The organism is Klenkia terrae, from assembly GCF_900491935.1.
GTDB classification, from domain to species: Bacteria; Actinomycetota; Actinomycetes; order Mycobacteriales; family Geodermatophilaceae; genus Klenkia; species Klenkia terrae.
In genome coordinates, this window is record NZ_UEXK01000004.1 from 4143358 (window position 1) to 4163813 (window position 20456).

Annotated in this window: 23 protein-coding genes; 18 read left to right on the forward strand and 5 right to left on the reverse strand. The window is 76.3% G+C overall.

The window, feature by feature from the left end:
* Positions 1-282: 282 nt before the first annotated feature.
* Together LFA75_RS20550 and LFA75_RS20555 are read left to right on the forward strand one after the other, a co-directional pair.
* Positions 283-1431 (forward strand): TRAFAC clade GTPase domain-containing protein, encoded by a 1149-nt coding sequence (locus LFA75_RS20550; protein WP_225235447.1) that lies wholly within the window; start codon positions 283-285, stop codon positions 1429-1431.
* Positions 1428-1778: a hypothetical protein gene (locus LFA75_RS20555; protein ID WP_225235448.1), complete on the forward strand. Its 351-nt coding sequence runs from the start codon at positions 1428-1430 to the stop codon at positions 1776-1778. Before LFA75_RS20550 ends, LFA75_RS20555 begins: the two co-directional genes overlap by 4 nt.
* A 77-nt stretch (positions 1779-1855) precedes the next feature.
* On the opposite strand, the gene LFA75_RS20560 is transcribed toward LFA75_RS20555, so the two are convergent.
* From LFA75_RS20560 to LFA75_RS20575, 4 genes are all read right to left on the reverse strand, one after another.
* Positions 1856-2152: a YiaA/YiaB family inner membrane protein gene (locus LFA75_RS20560; protein ID WP_225235449.1), complete on the reverse strand. Its 297-nt coding sequence runs from the start codon at positions 2150-2152 to the stop codon at positions 1856-1858.
* Positions 2153-2240: 88 nt separating this feature from the next.
* Complete coding sequence (locus LFA75_RS20565; RefSeq protein ID WP_225235450.1) at positions 2241-2537, reverse strand: hypothetical protein; 297 nt, start codon at positions 2535-2537, stop codon at positions 2241-2243.
* A 41-nt stretch (positions 2538-2578) separates the two neighbouring features.
* The gene (locus LFA75_RS20570) at positions 2579-2992 is read right to left on the reverse strand and encodes an STAS domain-containing protein (RefSeq protein WP_225235451.1); all 414 of its coding nucleotides are present in this window, start codon (positions 2990-2992) and stop codon (positions 2579-2581) included.
* Positions 2993-3126: 134 nt separating this feature from the next.
* Positions 3127-4143, reverse strand: coding sequence for an NAD-dependent epimerase/dehydratase family protein (locus LFA75_RS20575; protein ID WP_225235452.1), 1017 nt, complete (start codon positions 4141-4143; stop codon positions 3127-3129).
* Positions 4144-4339: 196 nt separating this feature from the next.
* Between LFA75_RS20575 and LFA75_RS20580 the strand changes: the two genes are divergently transcribed.
* The 15 genes from LFA75_RS20580 (at position 4340) to LFA75_RS20650 (ending at position 19074) form a co-directional block, all read left to right on the forward strand.
* Complete coding sequence (locus LFA75_RS20580; RefSeq protein ID WP_225235453.1) at positions 4340-5998, forward strand: carbamoyltransferase family protein; 1659 nt, start codon at positions 4340-4342, stop codon at positions 5996-5998.
* A complete protein-coding gene (locus LFA75_RS20585) occupies positions 5995-7500 on the forward strand; it encodes an HAD-IIIA family hydrolase (RefSeq protein ID WP_225235454.1) in 1506 nt (501 codons plus the stop codon). The genes LFA75_RS20580 and LFA75_RS20585 overlap by 4 nt, the downstream gene beginning before the upstream one ends.
* Positions 7497-8495: a glycosyltransferase family 9 protein gene (locus LFA75_RS20590; protein ID WP_225235455.1), complete on the forward strand. Its 999-nt coding sequence runs from the start codon at positions 7497-7499 to the stop codon at positions 8493-8495. Before LFA75_RS20585 ends, LFA75_RS20590 begins: the two co-directional genes overlap by 4 nt.
* On the forward strand, positions 8492-9442 hold the full coding sequence (locus LFA75_RS20595; protein ID WP_225235456.1) for a glycosyltransferase: 951 nt from the start codon (positions 8492-8494) through the stop codon (positions 9440-9442). The genes LFA75_RS20590 and LFA75_RS20595 overlap by 4 nt, the downstream gene beginning before the upstream one ends.
* Positions 9439-10656 (forward strand): glycosyltransferase, encoded by a 1218-nt coding sequence (locus LFA75_RS20600; protein ID WP_225235457.1) that lies wholly within the window; start codon positions 9439-9441, stop codon positions 10654-10656. Before LFA75_RS20595 ends, LFA75_RS20600 begins: the two co-directional genes overlap by 4 nt.
* The gene (locus LFA75_RS20605; protein ID WP_225235458.1) at positions 10653-11252 is read left to right on the forward strand and encodes a D-sedoheptulose-7-phosphate isomerase; all 600 of its coding nucleotides are present in this window, start codon (positions 10653-10655) and stop codon (positions 11250-11252) included. The genes LFA75_RS20600 and LFA75_RS20605 overlap by 4 nt, the downstream gene beginning before the upstream one ends.
* The gene (locus LFA75_RS20610) at positions 11249-12535 is read left to right on the forward strand and encodes a PfkB family carbohydrate kinase (protein ID WP_225235459.1); all 1287 of its coding nucleotides are present in this window, start codon (positions 11249-11251) and stop codon (positions 12533-12535) included. Before LFA75_RS20605 ends, LFA75_RS20610 begins: the two co-directional genes overlap by 4 nt.
* Positions 12532-13458 (forward strand): glycosyltransferase family 9 protein, encoded by a 927-nt coding sequence (locus LFA75_RS20615; protein ID WP_225235460.1) that lies wholly within the window; start codon positions 12532-12534, stop codon positions 13456-13458. Before LFA75_RS20610 ends, LFA75_RS20615 begins: the two co-directional genes overlap by 4 nt.
* The gene (locus tag LFA75_RS20620) at positions 13455-14390 is read left to right on the forward strand and encodes a glycosyltransferase family 2 protein (protein ID WP_225235461.1); all 936 of its coding nucleotides are present in this window, start codon (positions 13455-13457) and stop codon (positions 14388-14390) included. The genes LFA75_RS20615 and LFA75_RS20620 overlap by 4 nt, the downstream gene beginning before the upstream one ends.
* Positions 14387-15283, forward strand: a complete 897-nt coding sequence (locus LFA75_RS20625) for a polysaccharide pyruvyl transferase family protein (protein ID WP_225235462.1) — start codon at positions 14387-14389, stop codon at positions 15281-15283. The genes LFA75_RS20620 and LFA75_RS20625 overlap by 4 nt, the downstream gene beginning before the upstream one ends.
* 51 nt (positions 15284-15334) lie before the next feature.
* Entirely contained in the window at positions 15335-15703 is a 369-nt protein-coding gene (locus tag LFA75_RS20630; RefSeq protein ID WP_225235463.1) for a hypothetical protein, read from the forward strand.
* Positions 15704-15779: 76 nt separating this feature from the next.
* Complete coding sequence (gene fabG / locus LFA75_RS20635; RefSeq protein WP_225235464.1) at positions 15780-16484, forward strand: 3-oxoacyl-ACP reductase FabG; 705 nt, start codon at positions 15780-15782, stop codon at positions 16482-16484.
* A gap of 2 nt (positions 16485-16486) precedes the next feature.
* Positions 16487-17263, forward strand: a complete 777-nt coding sequence (gene fabI / locus LFA75_RS20640) for an enoyl-ACP reductase FabI (protein WP_225235465.1) — start codon at positions 16487-16489, stop codon at positions 17261-17263.
* Positions 17264-17270: 7 nt separating this feature from the next.
* Complete coding sequence (locus LFA75_RS20645) at positions 17271-18452, forward strand: ferrochelatase (RefSeq protein WP_225235466.1); 1182 nt, start codon at positions 17271-17273, stop codon at positions 18450-18452.
* A gap of 163 nt (positions 18453-18615) precedes the next feature.
* The gene (locus LFA75_RS20650) at positions 18616-19074 is read left to right on the forward strand and encodes a VOC family protein (protein WP_225235467.1); all 459 of its coding nucleotides are present in this window, start codon (positions 18616-18618) and stop codon (positions 19072-19074) included.
* Between the two features lie 75 nt (positions 19075-19149).
* Here LFA75_RS20650 and LFA75_RS20655 read toward each other — a convergent pair whose 3' ends face one another.
* Positions 19150-19905, reverse strand: a complete 756-nt coding sequence (locus tag LFA75_RS20655) for a hypothetical protein (protein WP_225235468.1) — start codon at positions 19903-19905, stop codon at positions 19150-19152.
* Positions 19906-19966: 61 nt separating this feature from the next.
* Here LFA75_RS20655 and LFA75_RS20660 point away from each other — a divergent pair, with 61 nt between their 5' ends.
* Entirely contained in the window at positions 19967-20398 is a 432-nt protein-coding gene (locus LFA75_RS20660; RefSeq protein ID WP_225235469.1) for an NfeD family protein, read from the forward strand.
* The last annotated feature ends 58 nt before the right edge of the window (positions 20399-20456 follow it).

The following is a 20456-nucleotide window of genomic DNA, read 5'->3' on the forward strand; positions in this document are numbered from 1 at the left end:
TTAAAAGAAAGAGAGGGAAGGCGGTGCCCTCGTGGGGCGGGGGGGGGGGGGATGTGGAAAAAAAGGAGGGGGCGCCCCCCCCCCCCCCGCCCCCCCCGGCCCCCCCCCGGCCCCCCCCCGGGGGGGGGCCGGGGGGGGGGGGGGGGGGGGGGGGGGGGGGGGGGGGGGCGTCTTTGGCGGGTCTGCAGCGCGAGAAACGCCAACCCAGTTCCTCGCTCCGACGAAGCCGTGGCCGGTCTGGCGAACCGGATAGGCCATCGTGGCCGGACCTAGGCTGCGGGCATGGAGCTGAGCAGAGCGCTGGAGCAGCACATCGCGGTTCTCGGGGAAAGCGGGAGCGGCAAGACCGTGCTGGTCTCGGCCTTCTACGGCGCCGCCCAGGAGCCTGGCTGGGCCAACCAGAAGCAGTTCCATCTGCTGGCAGACCGGGTGGGTGAGGGCAACAAGCTCCACCAGAACTACCTCGGCATGAAGAATTCGGACCGGCTCCCGGCCACGACGAGGTTCGCAGCGACGTCCTACTCGTTCTCGATCAAGCTGATGCACGGCGCTGCGTCGAAGGCGGCCGCTGCGCAGCCCTTCCAGGCACTCCGTCTGGTGTGGCACGACTACCCAGGTGAGTGGTTCGACGGGGACGTCAGCGGACCCGAAGAGGCTCGACGGCGGGTCGATACCTTCCGCGAGCTGCTGGGATCCGATGTGGCACTCCTCTTGGTCGACGGCCAACGTCTACTGGACAATGTTGGCGAGGAAGAGCGCTACTTGAAGGCACTGCTCACCAACGTTGGCAACAACCTGCTGAGCCTCAAGGACGAATTGCTCGACGACGGCAAGCCGCTCGTCGAGTTCCCCCGCATCTGGCTGCTCGCGCTGTCGAAAGCCGACCTCCTGCCCGATCTCGACGTCATCGGGTTCCGCGACCTGGTGGTGGAAAAGGCTGCGGGGGAGATCGACCACCTGCGGTCGGTCATCGCGGGCCTGGTCGAGGACAGCGACGCACTCTCCGTCGGCGAGGACATTCTTCTGCTGTCCTCCGCGAGGTTCGAGGCCGGCCGGATCGAGGTCGGCGAGCGGGTCGGCCTGGATCTGGTCCTGCCGCTGGCGGCCATGCTGCCCCTGGAACGGCACGCCCGATGGGTGGCGAGGCAGAACGTGCAATCCAAGGTCGCGGAAAACTTGCTCCAAGGAGTAGGTCCTATCCAAGAGGTCCTCAGCGGGGTCCTGAGCGGCCTGCCCGGGCCGTTCGGCAAGCTCTGGAAGCTGGTCGGACCCAACGTCAACCTGCTCACCGACTGGGCAACAGAGCGCCTGCGGGAGGCGAATGCCGAAGCCTCGGCCAAGGGCGACCACCTCAGGGCCGTGCTGTCCAGGTTCGGGATCGACCTCGACGACGCCGAGCGGGACCGCGTGCTGATGAGGAGTCTGCGATGACCTTCCTCTGGGCCACTCGCGGACAGACCTGGGGGTTCCGCTTCCTGCGCAACGGTGGATTCGACGATCCGCTGCCCGTCTACGACCGCGCGTTCACAGGGGCAGGTGACGAGCCAGAGGTCTGGCACCGGCCTGCTCACCCGGACTCGCCAGCAGCGCTGCGGTTCCCGGACCCACTCGGGCGACGTGACCGGTCGGGTCGGGTCATCCCGCACGAGTTCGTCGTCCTCCCGCCGCTGGTCGACGGCATCTACTCCGTCGATGAGGGCGTACAGGTGCTCTGGGGTCTGGTGGCCGACGAGTTCGGCCGGGTCTGGGACCTGCCCGAGCCGCCGAGTGCTGGATGAGAGCGGTCAACCGGCACGGATGACCGCTCTGCTTCCGCACTCGACGAGGCTTGAGCCGCGGGGACGGGGCCGGGCCGTCAGAGCTGCTGGGCGCGGTAGGGGTCGTGCTCGGCGAGCAGGCGCTCCAGGCGGGCCTCGTCCAGCCGGGAGATCACGGTCGAGCCCTCCTGCGCATCGCGGATGACCTTGGCCAGGGTGAACGACGAGGTGATGGTGAACAGCGCCGTCATGCCCAGGAACAGCCGCTGCCAGATGTCCAGCGGCAGGTAGGCCACCCCCACCAGCAGGCCCACCGCGCTGATGCCGAACGCGATCGCGGCCTGGGCGAAGAACGCGGAGGTGTTCTTGTTCTTGAGCGGGTTGTCCTTGGTCACGGCGGGCTCCTGCGGGCTCGGGACGCCGGGTGCGTCCGCTGCCGACGACGATGCGCGAGCCGGAGCACCCGGCCGACCGCAGGACTACTCAACCCGCGTGGGTGCTCCCCGCCATCGCGCGCTCGACCACGGGGGACCGGCGGACCCGGATCTCCCGGCCGCGCAGGGCCGCCGCGTCCAGGTGGTCGAGCACCAGGTCCACCGCGTCCGGCGACAGCGCGGTCACCGAACCGGCGTCGACGGCGGCCACGACGTGCGGCTCGCGGCCGTGCCGGCGCCGGAAGTCGGCGACCACCTCGCCCGACACGTCGCCGGCCAGGCACAGCACCCCGCCGCCGGAGGTGTTGATCAGTCGCACGATCCCGCTCGCTCGGCCCAGGTCCACGCACCCGAGTCTGCTCCCGGCCGGACCCCGGCGGCCAGGCCTCAGCAGTCCGTGCAGACCTCCTGCAGCAGCCCGGTGATCTCCAACGGGCGGCGGACGGCGCGGCGCTCGCCGCAGTGGATCCGGAACGGCACGTCCAGGCCCCGGGCGGTCTGCCGGGCCGCCACCAGCGCGTGCAGGCCGGCGGCGTCGAGGAAGGTGACCGCGCTCAGGTCGACCAGGAGCGGACGGGCACCGGGCTGCTGCAGCTGGCCCAGCAGGCAGGCCTGCAACGTGGGGCTGGTCTCGCGGTCGACCTCGCCGCGGACGAGGACGGTGGTGGTGCCGGACCCGGCCGGCCGGACGACGGCTGCCCCGAACGCCTCGTCGGGGAGCGGCGGGTGCGGGACGGCGTGCAGGAACCGGACCGGGGCGGGCGCCGCGGACGGGGAGAGCGAGGGGGAAGAGGCAGGCACGGCAGGACCTCGAGACGTACTGCTCACCGCGGGTGGCGGTGGTGGCGCGCACTCGGCGCGTCTCCGGCCTGGGTCTCGACCGGCGGCGCCGACGCTACCGCCGTCCGGGGACGGCGGGCAAGGGTGCCCGGGGCTCACCCGACCAGCCGCGCCGCACCCCGTTCGGGCAGGCGCGGGGCGGTGGCGCGGAACCAGTCGACCGTGCGGGCCAGGCCGTCGGCGAAGGGCACCTGCGGCTCCCAGCCCACCGCGGACCGGATCGCGGAGATGTCCGGGCAGCGCACCGTCGGGTCGTCCACCGGTCGGCCGACGAACTCCACCCCCGGGTCCGTGCCGACCGCCTCGCCCACGGCCTGCGCGATGGCCAGCACCGAGCGCTCCTCCGGGTAGCCCACGTTGAACGGCCCCGGCAGCCCGGACGCCGCGACGGCCAGCACCCCGCGCACCGTGTCGTCGACGTAGCAGACCGACCGGGTCTGCGACCCGTCCCCGGCCACCGTCATCGGCTGGCCGCTGAGCGCCTGCGCGACGAAGGTCGGGATCGCCCGACCGTCCTCCCGGCGCATCCGCGGCCCGTAGGTGTTGAAGATCCGCACGATCGCGGTGTCCACCCCGTGCGCCGTCCGGTACGCCGTGGTGATCGCCTCGCCGAACCGCTTGGCCTCGTCGTAGACCCCGCGCGGGCCGACCGGGTTGACGTGCCCCCAGTAGCTCTCCGGCTGCGGGTGCACCTGGGGGTCGCCGTAGGTCTCCGACGTCGACGCCAGCACCATCCGCGCCCCGGTGCGGCGGGCGGCCTCCAGCGCGTGCCAGGTGCCCACGCTGCCCACCCGCAGCGTCTCCACCGGCAGCCGGAGGTAGTCCGCGGGGGAGGCCGGGGAGGCGAAGTGCAGCACCAGGTCGACGTCGTCGGCGGTGGTGAACGGCTCGCTCACGTCGTGGTGCACGAAGCTGAACCGTGGGTCGTCGCGCAGGTGGTCGACGTTGCCGCCGTCGCTGGTGCACAGGTCGTCCATGCAGGTCACCCGGGTGCCGGCGACGAGCAGCTGCTCGCACAGGTGCGACCCGAGGAAGCCGGCGCCCCCGGTGACGAGGGCGTGCCGGTGGGCCGGACCCGGGCGGGCGGAGGCGGGCGAGTCGGCGGCGGGCATGGCAGCTCCTCGGACGAGGGCGGCGGCCGCGGGTTCGAGCCGGACCGACCGTAGCGACCCCCGCGGTGGGCGGCCATCCGGTGCCCCGACGTGCGGGACCGGTCGCGGTCGTGCTGTGATCGTCCCCGCCAGCCGAACCCGCCGCTGCGTGACGACCCGGGGCGCCCCGCGCCCCCGGACGCCTGCGAGGTGGCCTGTGCGCGTGCTCGGCATCAACGCCCTCTTCCACGACCCCGCGGCCGCGCTGGTCGTGGACGGCGCCGTCGTCGCCGCGGCCGAGGAGGAGCGCTTCAGCCGTCGCAAGCACGGCAAGCGCCCCGTCCCGTTCTCCGCCTGGGAGACCCCCGACCTGGCCGCGGCCTGGTGCCTGCGCCACGCCGGCGTCCGGCCCGAGGACCTGGACGCCGTCGCCTACTCCTACGACCCGGCGCTGCACCTGGGCCCCGAGCAGGCCGGCGTGCACGACCCGTGGGACCACCTCCGGCTGACCTACGCCGAGCAGGCCCCGGGCTTCCTCGCCGAGGGCATCCCGGGGCTGGACCCGGACAAGGTCCGGTTCGTCCCGCACCACGTCGCGCACGCGGCCTCCGCCGCGCTGGCCGCGCCCTGGGGCGGCAGCTGCGCCGTCCTCGTGCTCGATGGCCGCGGCGAGCGGCACAGCCACCTGGCCGGGGTCTACCGGGACGGCGTCCTGGAGGTGCTGGCCTCCCAGCAGCTGCCGCACTCCCTCGGCCTGCTGTACGAGGACGTCACCGCGCACCTGGGCTTCCTGCGCAGCTCCGACGAGTTCAAGGTCATGGCGCTGGCCTCCTACGGCACGCCCCGGCACGCCGAGGCATTGCGCCCGCTCGTGCACGCCACCGGGGACGGCGGGTTCGTCACCGCCGGCGTCGACCTGGGCGCGCTGACCAAGCCGCGGCACCCCGACGAGGAGTGGACGGCGGAGCACGCCGACCTCGCGGCCAGCGTCCAGCTGGTCGTCGAGGAGGTGTTGCTGGACCTGGCCCGCTGGCTGCGGGAGACGACGGGGGAGACCCGGCTGGCGATGGCCGGCGGGGTGGCGCTGAACTGCGTGGCCAACAGCCGGCTGGCCGCCGGGTCCGGGTTCGCCGAGCTGTGGGTGCAGCCCGCCGCCGGGGACGCCGGCACCGCCCTGGGCGGGGCGCTGGAGCTGTCCTGGCGCGGCGGCGAGCCCACCGCGCCGTTCCCCGGCGCGGACCTGGGCCGCGGCTGGTCCGACGCCGAGATCGAGGCCGTGCTGCGGACGGCGCAGGTCGCCTACCGGCGCAGCGACGACGTCGCCGAGGAGGTCGCGCAGTGCCTGGCCGACGACGGCGTCGTCGCCTGGTACCAGGGGCGCAGCGAGTTCGGCCCGCGCGCACTGGGCCACCGCTCGCTGCTCGCGCACCCCGGGCGCGCGGCGAACCTGGAGCGGCTCAACGACGTCAAGGGCCGGGAGCAGTTCCGCCCGGTGGCCCCGATGGTGCGGCTGGACCGCGCCCGCGAGGTGTTCCCGCAGGGCCCGGTGCCCAGCCCCTACATGCTCTTCGTGCACGACGTCGCCGCGGACTGGCGGGACCGCATCCCGGCCGTGGTGCACGTCGACGGCACCGCGCGGATCCAGTCCGTGGACCCGGCGACCGAGCCGCTGGTCGCCCGCATGCTCACCGGCTTCGAGCGGCGCACCGGGCTGCCGGTCGTGGTCAACACCAGCCTGAACACCGCCGGCCGGCCGATGGTCGACAGCCCGCGGGACGCCCTGGAGTGCTTCGGGTCCGGACCGGTCGACCTGCTGGCGATCGGGCCGTTCGTCGTCCACCGACGGTGGGCGCACGAAGGGCTGGCCCGTTCGTGAGCGGGCCCCGGTACGCCGTCGTCGTGCCCTCCGTGGGGCGGCCCTCCCTGCGGGTGCTGCTCGACGCGCTCGCCGCCGCGACCGGTCCCCGACCGGAGTGGCTGGTGGTCGTGGACGACCGGGCGGTGCCGGGCGGGACCCCGGCCGTGGACGTGCGCGACCTGCCGGCCGACGTCGCCGAGCACGTGCTGGTGCTGCGCAGCGGTGGCCGTGGCCCGGCGGCGGCCCGCAACACCGGCTGGCGGGCAGTGCCGGCCGACGTGGACTGGATCGCCTTCCTCGACGACGACGTGCTGGTCGGCCCGGCCTGGTGCGCCGACCTCGTCGCGGACCTGGCCGCCGCCGACCGGCACGGGCTGGCCGCCAGCCAGGCCGAGATCGACGTCCCGCTGCCGGCCGACCGCCGGCCCACCGACTGGGAGCGCGGCACCGCCGGGCTGTCCGGCGCGTGGTGGATCACCGCGGACATGGCCTACCGGCGGGACGCCCTCGTGGCCGTCGACGGCTTCGACGAGCGGTTCCCGCGGGCGTTCCGGGAGGACGCCGACCTGGCCCTCCGGGTGCAGGACACCGGGCGGCGGCTGGTGGTCGGACGGCGGCGCACCACCCACCCGGTCCGGCCCCCCGGCCGGTGGACCAGCCTGCGCCAGCAGCGCGGCAACGCCGACGACGTGCTGATGGCCCGGGTGCACGGGCGGCTGTGGCACGACCGGGCCGGTGCCGCGACCGGCTGCCGTCCCCGGCACCTGGTCATCACCGCCGCCGGGCTGCTCGCGCTGGCCACCCGCAGCCGGGTCGCCGCCGCGGTCTGGGCCGCGGGCACCGCCGAGTTCGCCCGGGCCCGGATCGCCCCCGGACCGCGGGACCGCACCGAGGTGCTCACCATGCTCGCGACCAGCGTCGCGATCCCGCCGGCCGCCACCTGGTGGTGGCTGCGCGCGCTGCTGCGCCGCACCCCGCCGCGACCGGTGGCCGCCGAGCCGCAGGCCAAGGCGCTGCTGGTGGACCGGGACGACACCCTGGTCGTCGACGTGCCCTACAACGGCGACCCCGCGCGGGTCCGCCCGCTGCCCGGTGCGGTGCAGGCTGTGCAGGCGGCGCGGGCGGCCGGGCTGCCGGTCGGCGTGGTCACCAACCAGTCCGGGCTGGCCCGCGGTGCGTTCACCGCCGAGGACATGGCCGCGGTGCACGCCCGGGTCGACGAGCTGTTCGGCGCGTTCGACACCTGGGCGGTCTGCCCGCACGGACCCGAGGACGGCTGCGCCTGCCGCAAGCCCGCGCCGGGGTCGGTGCTCGCCGCCGCGGCGACGCTGGGCGTCGAGCCGGAGGACTGCGTGCTGGTCGGCGACATCGGCGCCGACGTGGAGGCCGCCCGGGCCGCCGGCGCCCGGTCGGTGCTGGTGCCCAGCGCGGTCACCCGGACCGCGGAGGTCGCACAGGCGCCGGTCGTCGCGCGGGACCTCGGCGACGCGGTGGCCGCCGTCCTGGGGTCCCGGCGGTGACCCGGGCCCTGGTGGTGCGGCTGGACAGCCTCGGCGACGTCGTGGTCTGCGGCCCGGCGGTGCGGGCCGTGGCCGCCTCGGCCGGGTCGGTGACCGTGCTCGCCGGACCGCGCGGCGCGGAGGCGGCCCGGCTGCTGCCCGGGGTGGACGAGGTGCTGGTCTTCGACGCGCCCTGGATCACCGCCGACGCCGCACCGGTCGACCCCGCGGCCGTCGACCGCCTCGTCGACGAGCTGCGCGGCCGGTTCGACACCGCCCTGGTGCTCACCTCGTTCCACCAGAGCGCGCTGCCCACCGCGCTGCTGCTCCGGCTGGCCGGGGTGCCGCGCACCGCCGCGGTCAGCACCGACCACCCGGGCAGCCTGCTCGACGTCCGGCTGCCCGAGCCCCCCGACGACCCGGAGCCGGTCCGGATGCTCGCGGTGGCCGCGGGTGCCGGCTTCGCCCTCCCGTCCGGGGACGACGGCGCCCTCCGCCTGGTCGAGGACCTCCCCGCCGTCGGCGACCTGCCCGCGCACCCCGTCGTCGTCCACCCGGGCGCGGACGCGGCGGCGCGCGCCTACCCGCGGTGGGCCGAGGTCGTCGAGCTGCTCGCCGACGAGGGCGTCGACGTCGTCGTCACCGGCGGCCCGGACGAGCGGGCGCTGACCGCCGCCGTGGCCGGGGGACGGGCGCTGGACCTCGGCGGGCGGCTGACGGTCGCCGAGCTCGCCGCGGTGCTCCGGGCCGCCGACGTCCTGGCCGTCGGCAACACCGGCCCCGCGCACCTGGCGTCCGCCGTCGGCACGCCGGTGGTCAGCCTGTTCTCCCCGGTGGTGCCGCTGGTCCGCTGGGCCCCGCACACACCGCACCGCGTCGTCCTGGGGGACCAGTCCGCCGCCTGCGCCGGCAGCCGGGCGCGGACCTGCCCGGTCCCCGGGCACCCGTGCCTGGCCGGCGTCGAGCCCGCGGCGGTCGCCGCCGCGGTGCAGCAGCTGGTGGGGGTGGCGGCGTGAAGGTCCTGGTCTGGCACGTGCACGGCTCGTGGCTGACCGCCCTCGTGCAGGGGCCGCACCGCTACCTGGTGCCGGTCGTCCCCGGCCGCACCGGCGACGGGCTGGGCCGGGCCCGGACCTGGGTCTGGCCGGGGTCGGTGGTCGAGGTGACCCCGGAGGAGCTGCGCGACACCGAGGTCGACGTCGTCGTCCTGCAGCGCCCGCGCGACCTGGAGCTGCTGCGGGAGTGGGCCGGCTGGGAGCCCGGTGTCGACGTGCCCGCGGTCTACGTGGAGCACGACACCCCGCCCACCCCGGCCGCCAGCCGGCACCTGCTGGCCGACCGCACGGACATCCCGCTGGTGCACGTCACCCACTTCAACCGGGTCGCCTGGGACGCCGGCCGCGCGCCCACCCGGGTGCTCGAGCACGGCGTGGTCGACCCGGGGCAGCGCTGGACCGGTGAGGTCCCGCGGCTCGGCGTGGTCAGCAACGACCCGGTCACCCGCGGCCGCACGGTCGGCACCGACCTGCTGCCGCGGTTCGCGCACCTGGGCGTGGACGTCTTCGGCATGCGGGTCACCGGCATGTCGGCCGCGCTGGGCACCGAGCTGGGGGAGCACGAGGACCTCCCGCAGGACGACATGCACGACGAGCTCGCCCGACGACGGGTCCACCTGCACCTCCCGCGGTGGACCTCGCTCGGGCTGTCCCTGGTGGAGGCGATGACGATGGGCATGCCCGTGGTGGCCCTGGCCGCGACCGAGGTGCCGACGGCGGTGCCCCCCGGCGCGGGGGTGGTGGCCGCCGACGTGGACGCGCTGGTCGAGGGCGCGCGCCGGCTGCTGGCCGACCCCGACGCCGCCCGCGCCGCCGGCGAGGTGGCCCGCGCCGCGGCGCTGGACCGGTTCGGGCTGGCCCGCTTCCTGGCCGACGCCGACGCCCTGCTCGAGGGGGTGGCCCGGTGAGGATCGCCATGCTGTCCGAGCACGCCAGCCCGCTGGCCACCCTGGGCGGGGTCGACGCCGGCGGGCAGAACGTGCACGTCGCGATGCTCGCCCGGGCGCTGGCCGACCGTGGGCACGCCGTCACCGTGCACACCCGCCGGGACGACGTCGACCTGCCCGACCGGGTCGCGTTCGTCCCCGGGGTGGAGGTCGTCCACCTGGACGCCGGCCCCCCGAAGGAGGTCGCCAAGGACGACCTCTGGCCGCACGTGCCCGAGCTGGCCGCCGCGCTGCGCACGCAGTTGCAGGCCGACCGGCCCGACGTGCTGCACGCCCACTTCTGGATGAGCGGCCGGGCCGCCGTCGACGCCGCCCGCGGGCTCGGCGTCCCCGTGGTGCAGACCTTCCACGCCCTCGGGTCGGTCAAGCGCCGCTGGCAGGGCGCCGCCGACACCAGCCCGTCGGTCCGCGTCCGGGTGGAGACCGCGGTGGCCTGCGCCGCCGCCGGGGTGGTCGCCACCTGCCGCGACGAGGTCACCGAGCTGGTGGCGCTGGGGGTGGACCCGGAGCGCGTCGCGGTGGTGCCCAGCGGGGTGGACACCACCGTCTTCCACCCCACCGGCCCGACCGCGCCGCGGGGGGACCGGCCGCGGCTGCTGGTGATCGGCCGGCTGGTCCCGCGCAAGGGGCTGGCCGACGTCCTCACCGCCCTGGTCTCGGTGCCCGACGCCGAGCTGGTGGTGCTCGGCGGCCCGGCCGCGGACGAGCTGGTGGCCGACCCCGCGGCGGCCGAGCTGCGCGCCCGCGCCGCGGCGCTGGGCGTGGCCGACCGGGTGCAGCTGGTCGGCCGGGCCGACCGGGACGCCGTCGCCGGGTGGATCCGCTCGGCGGACCTGGTGGTCTGCGCCCCCTGGTACGAGCCCTTCGGCATCGTCCCGCTGGAGGCGATGGCCTGCGGCGTCCCGGTGGTGGCGACCGCCGTCGGCGGCCTCACCGACACCGTCGTCGACGGCGGCACCGGGCTCCTGGTGCCGCCGCGCGACCCCGACCAGCTGGCCGGGGCGCTGCGGGAGCTGCTCGCCGACCCGCAGCGCCGGGCCGCGATGGGCGCCGCCGGCCGCAGCCGCACGACCCGCTCCTACGACTGGCAGGAGGTCGCCCGCATGACCGAGTCCGCCTACCGGCGCTTCGCCGGTGCCCACCGGGCCGCCCGTCCCCGGGCCGGTGCCCGGTGACCCGGCCGCCGACCCCGGTGGGGATCGAGCACGTGCAGCACCTGTCCGCGGCGCTCGCCGTCGCCGGGCCCGCCGTGGCCACCGCCACCGGGTGGGGCCGGCAGCTCGCCGGGGCGCTGGGCGCCGGCGCGCGGCTGTTCGCCGCCGGCAACGGGGGCAGCGCCGCCCAGGCCGCGCACCTCACCGCCGAGCTGGTCGGCCGCTACCGCGACGACCGGCGGCCGTTCTCCGCGGTCGCCCTGCACGCGGAGGTGTCGGCGCTGACCGCGATCACCAACGACTACGGCCAGGAGGAGGGGTTCGCCCGCCAGCTGGAGGCGCACGCCCGGCCCGGGGACGTCGCCGTCCTGCTGTCCACCTCGGGCGGCAGCCCGAACGTGGTGCGGGCGGCCCACCGGGCCCGCGAGTGCGGGGTCACCTGCTGGGCGATGACCGGCCGGGGCCCCAACGCGCTCACCGAGCTCGCCGACGACTCCCTCACCGTGGAGTCGCCGTTCACCGCCACCGTGCAGGAGCTGCACCTGGTGCTGCTGCACGTGCTGTGCGCGGGCCTGGACGCCGAGCTCGACGCCCAGCTGCTGGCCCGGTCGTCGTGAGCGTCCTGGTGGTGGTCGGCGACTGCCTGCTCGACGTGGACACCGAGGGCCGGGCGGCGAAGCTGTCGCCGGACGGCCCGGTGCCGGTGGTGCAGACGACCACCGAGCAGACCCGGGCCGGCGGCGCGGGGCTGACGGCGGCGCTGGCCGCGGCCGACGGCGGCCGGGTCGTGCTGGTCGCCCCGCTCGCCGACGACGCGGACGGTCGGACCCTGCGGTCGGTGCTCCCGGACGGCGTGGAGCTGGTCGCCGTCCCGTGGGCCGGCTCCACCCCGGTCAAGCACCGGATCCGGGCCGGCGGGCAGACCGTGGCCCGGGTCGACCGCGGCGGCGACCGCGGTGCGGTGGGTCCGCTGCCGCCGGAGGTCGCCACCGTGCTGGCGCAGGCCGACGCGGTGGTCGTCGCCGACTACGGCTATGGCGCCACGTCCTGCCGGGAGCTGCGCGAGCTGCTGGCGGCCACCGCCCGACGCCGTCCGGTGGTCTGGGACCCGCACCCGCGCGGGGCCGCCCCGGTCCCGGGGTGCCGGCTGGTCACGCCCAACGCGGTCGAGGCGCTGGGCGTCGACCCCGGCCCGCGCCCGGACCTCGCGGCGGTGGCCGACCGGGCGCTGGCGCTGCGCCGGGAGTGGGCCGCCGGCGCCGTCGCGGTCACCCTCGGGCCCGGGGGCGCGCTGGCCACCGCGGGGGAGGACGGCGTGCTCGCCGTCCCGGCCCCGCCGGTGGTCGCCGGGGACACCTGCGGCGCCGGGGACCGGTTCGCCTCCGCCGCCGGCTGGGCGCTCGCGGCGGGGGCCCTGCCGTCGGAGGCGGTGGCCGTGGCGGTCGCGGCGGCCTCGGACTTCGTCGCCGCACCGGCCCCGGTGCCGCCGACGTCGGGGGTGCTGGTGGCCACCGGTGGCTGCTTCGACCTGCTGCACGCCGGCCACGTCGCCACCCTGGAGGCCGCCCGGGCGCTGGGCGACCGGCTGGTGGTCTGCGTGAACTCCGACGCCTCGGTCGCCCGGCTCAAGGGACCCGGCCGGCCGCTGCAGCCGCAGGCCGACCGGGTCCGCATCCTGCGGGCGCTGGCCTGCGTGGACGACGTCGTGGTCTTCGACGAGGACACCCCCGAGCAGGTGCTGCGCACCGTGCGGCCGGCGCTGTGGGTGAAGGGCGGCGACTACGCCGGGGTGACCGTGCCCGAGGCCGAGGTGCTCGCCGGCTGGGGCGGCCGGGTGGTGACCGTGCCGTTCCTGGCCGGTCGGTCCACGACCCGGTTGACCGAGCTGGCCCGGGCGTGAGCACCTGCGTCGTGCTGCGCGCGATCGGGCTGGGTGACCTGCTGGCCGGGCTGCCGGCGATGGCCGTGCTGCGCCGGGCGCTGCCCGGGTGGCAGGTCGTGGCCGCCGTGCCCGGCCGGTTCGCCGGGGTGCTCACCGGTGCGGGGCTGGCCGACGTCGTCGTCCCCACCGAGGGGCTGGACGACGTCCGAGGGCTGCCCGCCGAGCCCGAGCTCGCCGTCGACCTGCACGGCAACGGCCCCGCCTCCCGCGCACCCCTGCTGGCCCTGGACCCCGGTCGGCTGATCGGGTACGTCCGGCCCGGCGAGGTGCCCACCCCCGACCGCTCGGTGTGGGACGACGACGAGCACGAGGTGGCCCGCTGGTGCCGGCTGCTGGCCGAGCACCTGCCCGGGGCCGGCGCGGCCCCGCCGGTCTGGGGCCTGCTGCCCGACCCGCGGCCGGTGCGCCCCAGGTCGACGGTGGTGCACCCCGGTGCGGCGTCGGGCTCCCGCCGCTGGCCGGTGGACCGGTGGGCCGCGGTCGCCCGGGCGCTGGCCGACGACGGGCACCGGGTCGTGGTGACCGGGACGCCGGGGGAGCAGGACCTGGTCGACGCGGTGGCCGGGGCGGCGCGGGCCGTGGCGGCCACCGACCTGTCCGTCGAGGGGCTGTTCGGGTTGGTGGCCGGGGCCCGGCTGGTGCTGTCCGGGGACACCGGCACCGCCCACGTGGCGTCGGCGTTCGGGACGCCGTCGGTGGTGCTGTGCGGGCCGGTCTCCCCGGCCCGGTGGGGCCCGCCGTCCCGGGACCGGCACCGGGTGCTGTGGCCGGCCGACGACCCAAGGTACCGCGGCGACCCGCACGGCGCCGCGCTCGACCCGGTGCTGGCGCGCACCACCGTCGCCGACGTGCTGGCCTGCGCCCGGGAGGTGGCGGCGTGACCGACCTGGCCGAGCGGTTGACCGTCGTCCTGCTGACCCACGACTGCGCGCCGTGGCTGCCGCACACCCTGGACCGGCTGGCCGACCTCGGCCTGCCGGTGGTCGCGGTGGACAACGCGTCGGCCGACGGCACCCGCGAGCTGCTCGCCGCCCGCCCGTTCGTCCAGCTGCGCGCGCTGCCGACCAACACCGGCGCGGCCGGCCGCAACGAGGGCGTGCGCGCCGCGCTGACCCCCTACGTCGTGTTCTGCGACGACGACGGCTGGTGGGAGCGGGCCGGGCTGGAGCTCGCCGTCGCGCTGCTGGACGCCCACCCCAGGCTCGCGCTGGTCAACGCCCGGATCGTGGTGGGGGAGGAGTGCGCGCCGGACCCGATCTCCGCGGAGATGGCCGACAGCCCGCTGCCGGAGACCGACGGCGTCCCGGGCACGGTCCTGTACAGCTTCATGGGCGGCGCCTCGGTGGTCCGGGTCGCGGCCTACGAGCAGGTCGGCGGTTACGCCCCGGCCTTCTTCATCGGCGGCGAGGAGGAGACGCTGGCGCACCCGCTGCTGCGGGAGGGCTGGCTGATGCGGTACGTGGACGACGTGGTCATGCACCACCACCCGAGCCTGGCCAACTTCGGACGGATCCGGCACCTGGGCATCCGCAACACCCTGTGGAACGCCTGGCTGCACCGCCCCCGGCGCAGCGCGCTGCGCTGGACCGCCTTCGTGCTGCGGTCCTCCCCGCGGGACGTCGAGCTGGTCCGCGCGGTGCTGCTGGCGCTGCGGGGGGTGCCGTGGGTGCTGGCCCGCCGCCGTCCGCTGCCGGCCGACGTCGACGCCGGGCTGCGGGTGCTGGAGGAGCGCCGGTTCGCCGCCCGGGACGCCGCCCGCCTGGCCGGTCTGCCCGCCGGGTCCGCCCCGAAGTACCCGGTGGCCGCGTCGTGACCCGGGTCCTGGTCGCCGGCTGGTTCAGCTTCACCGAGGTCATCGCCACCGTCGGGGACGAGCGGGCCGCCGAGGTGGTGGCCGACTGGCTGGGCGACGCCGGGGTCGACCACGACGTGGCGTGGGCGGACTACCTGCACCGGGGCGTGGACCTGGCCGACGTCGACCCGGCCCGCTACACCCACCTGGTCTGGGTCTGCGGTCCGCTGCTGCACGCCGACCTCCTCGCCGGCCTGCTCGACCGGTTCGCCGCGGCGACCCGGTTCGCGGTGGGGGTGTCGGTGGTCGACGCGGCCGTGGCCGACCGGTTCGACGCGGTCTGGCCGCGCGACCACCCCGGCTCGGCACCCCGGCCCGACCTGGCCATCGTGCCGGCGCGGGAGGGCCCCGCGGTGGTCGCCACGGTCTTCGCGCCGGTGCAGCCGGAGTACGGCGACCGGGGTCGGCAGGAGCAGGTGCAGGCCGCCGTGGAGCAGTGGATCGCCGACCGGGCTCTGGGCTCCTTCGACGTGGCCACCGACCTGCTCACCCCGAGCGGGCGGCCCCGCCGGGTGGGCCAGGTGCAGGCCGCGCTGGCCCGGGCCGACGTGGTGGTCAGCTCGCGGCTGCACGGCCTGGTCCTCGGCCTGGGGTGCGGGCGGCCGGTGGTCGCCCTCGACCCGGTCCGCGGCGGGGCCAAGGTCACCGCCCAGGCGCAGGCGCTGGGCTGGCCGGTGCTGCTGGGCGCAGACGACGTGGACGCCGATGCGCTGGACGCCGCGCTGGACCGCTGCCTGTGGCCGGGGCGCCCGGTGCTGCCCGCGTGGGACGTCGTCGCCCGGTCGACCGAGGACCAGCGGGTGGCCCTGGTCGAGGCCCTGGGGGGCCGGTGTCGGCACGGGCGGGCAGGGTAGGGAGCGCTGGGCCCCGACCGGGGCCGACACCCGCTCCCCGGAGGACCACCCGTGCCCGCTCTCACCACGCTCACCGGCGCCGCCACCGCGGCCTACTCCGCCGCCCTCCTGGTCTCGCCGGACCTGCTGCTCAAGCCGTGCGGCCTGGCCAGCACCCACGACAGCCGGGCGCTGACCCGGCTGGTCGGCGCCCGCGACACCGCCATCGGGCTGGCCATGGTGCTGGCCCCGGCCGGTGCCGCCCGGCGGGCCGCGGTCGGTGCCCGGGTGGCCAGCGACTGGGGCGACGCCGCCGTCCTCGGGGCCGCGCTGAAGGGTCGCCCCACCCAGGCCAAGGTCCTCGGCTTCGCAGCTGCCTGGGGCGCCCTGTGCCTGGCCGCGTTGCGGTACGACGAGCGCTCCGCCGCTACCCGCCGGTAGCCCGCCCGGCCCGGCGGGCCCCCCGGGCCCCCGATAGGTTGCTCGCGACGGACGCCGGACGAGCACAGGAGCGACAGTGAGCAGATCGGTGCTGGTGACCGGGGGCAACCGGGGGATCGGGTTGGCGATTGCGCGGTCCTTCGCCGAGCAGGGTGACTCCGTCGCGGTGACCCACCGCGGCAGCGGTGCACCCGAGGGGCTCTTCGGCGTGCAGTGCGACGTGACCTCCGGCGCGGACGTCGACGCCGCCTTCACCGCCGTCGAGGAGCACCAGGGCCCGGTCGAGGTGCTGGTCAGCAATGCCGGCATCACCCGGGACGGGCTGCTCATGCGGATGGGCGAGGACGCCTTCACCGACGTCATCGACGCCAACCTGACGGCGGCCTACCGGGTGGCCAAGCGGGCCAGCGCCAAGATGGTGCGCGCCCGCAGCGGGCGGATGATCTTCGTGTCCTCGGTCGTCGGGCTCCTCGGGTCGGCCGGCCAGGTCAACTACGCGGCGTCCAAGTCCGGGCTGGTCGGGCTGTCCCGCTCGATCGCCCGCGAGCTGGGCGGCCGCGGGATCACCGCGAACGTGGTGGCGCCGGGCTTCGTGCGCACCGACATGACCGCGGAGCTCCCGGAGAAGCGGCAGCAGGAGATCCTCGGGCAGGTCCCGCTGGGTCGGTTGGCCGAGGCCGACGAGATCGCGAGCGTCGTGCGCTTCCTGGCGTCCGAGCAGGCGGGTTACATCACCGGGGCCGTCGTCCCGGTGGACGGCGGACTGGGAATGGGGCACTGAGCATGGGAATCCTCGAGGGCAAGACGGTCCTGATCGCCGGGGTGCTGACCGAGGCGTCGATCGCCTTCTCGGCGGCGCGCATCGCCCAGGAGCAGGGCGCCACCGTCGTCCTGTCGAACTTCGGGCGGGCGCTGAGCCTGTGCCAGCGGATCGCCAAGCGGCTGCCGCAGGAGGCCGCCGTCGTCGAGCTCGACGTGACGAACACCGAGCACCTGGCCACCCTGGCGGACCGGCTGCGCGAGGTGCTGCCCGAGGGCGCGAAGCTCGACGGCGTCGTGCACTCGATCGGCTTCGCGCCGCAGGAGGCCATGGGCGACGGCTTCCCGGAGGTGGCGTGGGAGCACGCGGCCACCGCCTTCCAGGTGTCGACCTGGTCGCTGGCCTCGCTCACCCAGGCCTGCCGGCCGCTGTTCGCCGAGAAGGCCTCGGTCGTCGGGCTGACCTTCGACGCCACGGTCGCCTGGCCGGTCTACGGCTGGATGGGTGCGGCCAAGGCGGCGCTGGAGTCCACCTCCCGCTACCTGGCCCGCGAGCTGGGTCCCGAGGGCGTCCGGGTGAACCTGGTCGCCGCCGGCCCGCTGCGCACCATGGCCATGAAGTCCATCCCGGGCAGCGCGCAGTTCGAGGAGGCCTGGGAGGGCCGGGCCCCGCTGGGCTGGTCGGTCACCGACACCGAGCCCTCGGGCAAGGCCATCGTGGCGCTGCTCAGCGAGTGGTTCCCGGCGACGACGGGTGAGATCGTGCACGTCGACGGTGGGTTCCACGCAGTCGGGGTATGACTGGGTGGTGACCGACTCCCTGCTGCATTCCCGACCCGCGCACCCGCTGCCCGACGGGGTCTCGATCACCCCCGAGGGCCAGCGCCCGGACCAGGAGCCCTCGCTCGCCGCCCGCAACAACGGCGGCGTCGTCCCCGGGTCCGCGCCGGCCCCGGCCGGTCGCCGCGAGGCCCTGCTGGTGCTCGGGTTCGGCGGCCCGGAGGGGCACGAGCAGGTGATGCCGTTCCTGGAGAACGTGACCCGCGGCCGCGGCATCCCGCCCGAGCGGCTGACGTCGGTCGCCGAGCACTACCACCACTTCGACGGCGTCAGCCCGATCAACGACCAGAACCGCGCGCTGGTCGCCGCGCTGCGCGGGGCCGGGGTCGACCTGCCGGTCTACTGGGGCAACCGCAACTGGGCGCCCTACGTCGAGGACGTCTGGCGCGAGATGGCCGCCGACGGCATCGAGCACGCCTACGTGCTGGCCACCTCGGCCTACGCCTCGTTCTCCGGCTGCCGGCAGTACCACGAGGACGTCGCCCGGGCCCGGGTCGCGCTGGAGTCCGACCCCGACGGCCCGACCGGCCCGACGGCGGAGAAGCTGCCGCACTACTTCGACGCCGAGGGCTTCGTGCGGGCCAACGCCGACGCCCTGGCCGCCGCGCTGGCCGAGCTGCCCGAGGACCTGCGGGACGGCGCCCGGCTGGTCGCCACCGCGCACAGCATCCCCGACGCGATGGCCGCCGTCGCCGGACCGGAGGGGCACACCTATGAGCGCGAGCTACAGGCCGCCGGGCGGCTCGTGGTGGACGCCGTCGCGCCGGGCCGGTCCTTCGACCTGGTCTGGCAGTCCCGGTCGGGGCCGCCGTCCGTGCCGTGGCTGGAGCCCGACGTCAACGACCACCTGCGGGCGCTGTCCGAGGCCGGCGAGCAGGCCGTCGTGCTGTTCCCGGTGGGCTTCATCTCCGACCACCTCGAGGTGATCTGGGACCTGGACAACGAGGCGCGGGAGACCGCCGGCGAGCTGGGTCTGGCCTTCGCCCGCGCGGGCACCGCCGGCACCCACCCGGCCTTCGTGGAGTCGCTGGTCGGCCTGCTCGCCGAGCGCCGCGCCGGCGGCGAGCCCCGGCTGGGCACCAACTGCCCGGCCAGCTGCTGCTTCGTCGAGCCCCGCCGTCCCCGCCCGGAGGCCGCGCCCACCAGTTGATCATCGTCAGCTGCAGGTGGGACGCGCCGTCCACCGGCGCGTCCCGCCTGCACGAGGCGATGATCAACTCCCGGCCGGGAGCACGGGCGGGATCGTGGTTGCCGGCGCATGGGCGGGGTGGCCAGACTGCGTGGCGCGGGGGGAGCGCCGACGGAGGCCCACCATGACCGTGACCACCCCACCACCGCTGGCCGGGATCAGCCATCTCGGGTTCAGCGTCCCCGACCTGGAGGCGGCCGCCGCCTTCTGGGTCGACGTCCTCGGCTTCGAGGTGACCACCCGGATGCCCGGCCTGGTGTTCGTGGTGCACCGCGCGGCCCGCATCGCGGTCGGGCTGACCGACCACGGTGGCCAGGTCGAGGGCCCGGTCACCCCGACCCGGCCGGGCCTGGACCACCTGGCCCTGGCGGTGCCCGGGCTGGTCGAGCTGGAGGGATGGGCCGCGCGCCTGGACGAGCTCGGGGTGGACAACTCGGGGATCACCCCGACCGACGCCGGCCACCACCTGAACCTGCACGGGCCGGACGGGTTCCCGGTCGAGCTGTTCGTGCTGTCGGCCGCCGCGGCCGCAGGCTTCGGCCTGGGGTCCGCGGACGAGGGGTTCGCCCGCCCGCCCGGTTGATCATCGTCAGCTGCAGGTGGGGCGCGCCGTCGACCGGCGTGCCCCGGCTGCACGAGGCGATGATCGACGGACGGGCTAGCGGGGGAGCCAGTTCCAGACGGCGGTCGTGGCTTCCCTCACCGCGTCGGACAGCGGGCGCAGGGCCTGCTCGCGCGCGGCCATCTGGCCGGCGGTGACCGCGGCGCCGGGGGAGTCGGCCAGCGCCAGGTCCAGCACGGTGGCCAGCCGGCGGGCCCGGGTGAGCACGGAGACCGCGACCGGGTCGGTGTCCGGCGGCAGCCCGGGGTCCTCGGCCCGCGCGGACAACCCGGCGAGCAGGGCGGGGACCTCGGGGTGCCAGCGGGCCAGGTCCAGCCCGGCCAGGGTGCGGGCGGCGTCGCCCACCGCCTGGTCCAGCCGGCCCGACAGCGACCGCAGCGTGCCCTCGACCGGCGGGGGTGCCAGGACGCCGGGGGGCACCTCGACCGCCGTCCACAGCACGGTCTCCGAGGTCGCCGCCGACGGCAGCAGCACCAGGGTGTCGCCGACCACGACCTGGCCGGCCTCCACGGCGGCCGCGGGCAGCCCGGGCACCGGGGGCAGCCCGTGCACGTCGCCGGGCACCGGCAGCACCAGCCGCATCCGCCGCTCGCCCCGGCCGCGCAGACCGGCCAGCACCGTGCCCAGCGGGGCGGCGGCGCCGGCGGCGTCCTGCACCAGGTGCGCGCGGTCGCCGGTCACCTCGGTCAGCGCGTCGTCGTAGGGCACCCGGCCACCCAGCCAGGCGGTCGACCAGGCGGCCAGGCGACCGGCGGGGTCACCCGCGGCGCGGCGGGTGCGGAGATCGGGCACCCGGTCGAGGGTAGGCGGGCGGCGACCTGGCGGCCGCGACCGGTTCTGCCAGACTCGGGGCATGGCCGCCTGGTTGCTCTGGTTGATCGCTGCGGGGCTCTTCACCGCCGGCGAGGTCGCCAGCCTGGACCTCGTCCTGCTCATGTTCGCCGGGGGCGCCCTGGGCGGCATGGGCGTCGCCCTGCTGGGCGGGGCCGTGGTGTTCCAGATCCTGGCCTTCGTCGTCGTCTCCCTGGGCCTGCTGCTGGTGGTGCGGCCGGTGGCCAAGCGGCACCTGACCGAGCGCACCCCCGAGCAGATCGACGGCGTCGAGGTCTACGTGGGGCGCACCGCCGAGGTCAGCGAGCGGGTGACCGGGCAGTCCGGCCAGGTCCGGATGGGCCACGACGAGTGGTCGGCGCGCACCCAGATCGAGGGCGAGACCTACGAGGTCGGCACGGTGGTCCGCATCGTGCAGATCGAGGGCCCGATCGCCTACGTGTCGCACGCCTGAGCGGACCGCCGCTGGCCCCGCGGAACCGCAAGGGGCAGGATCGGTGGTGATCACCGCC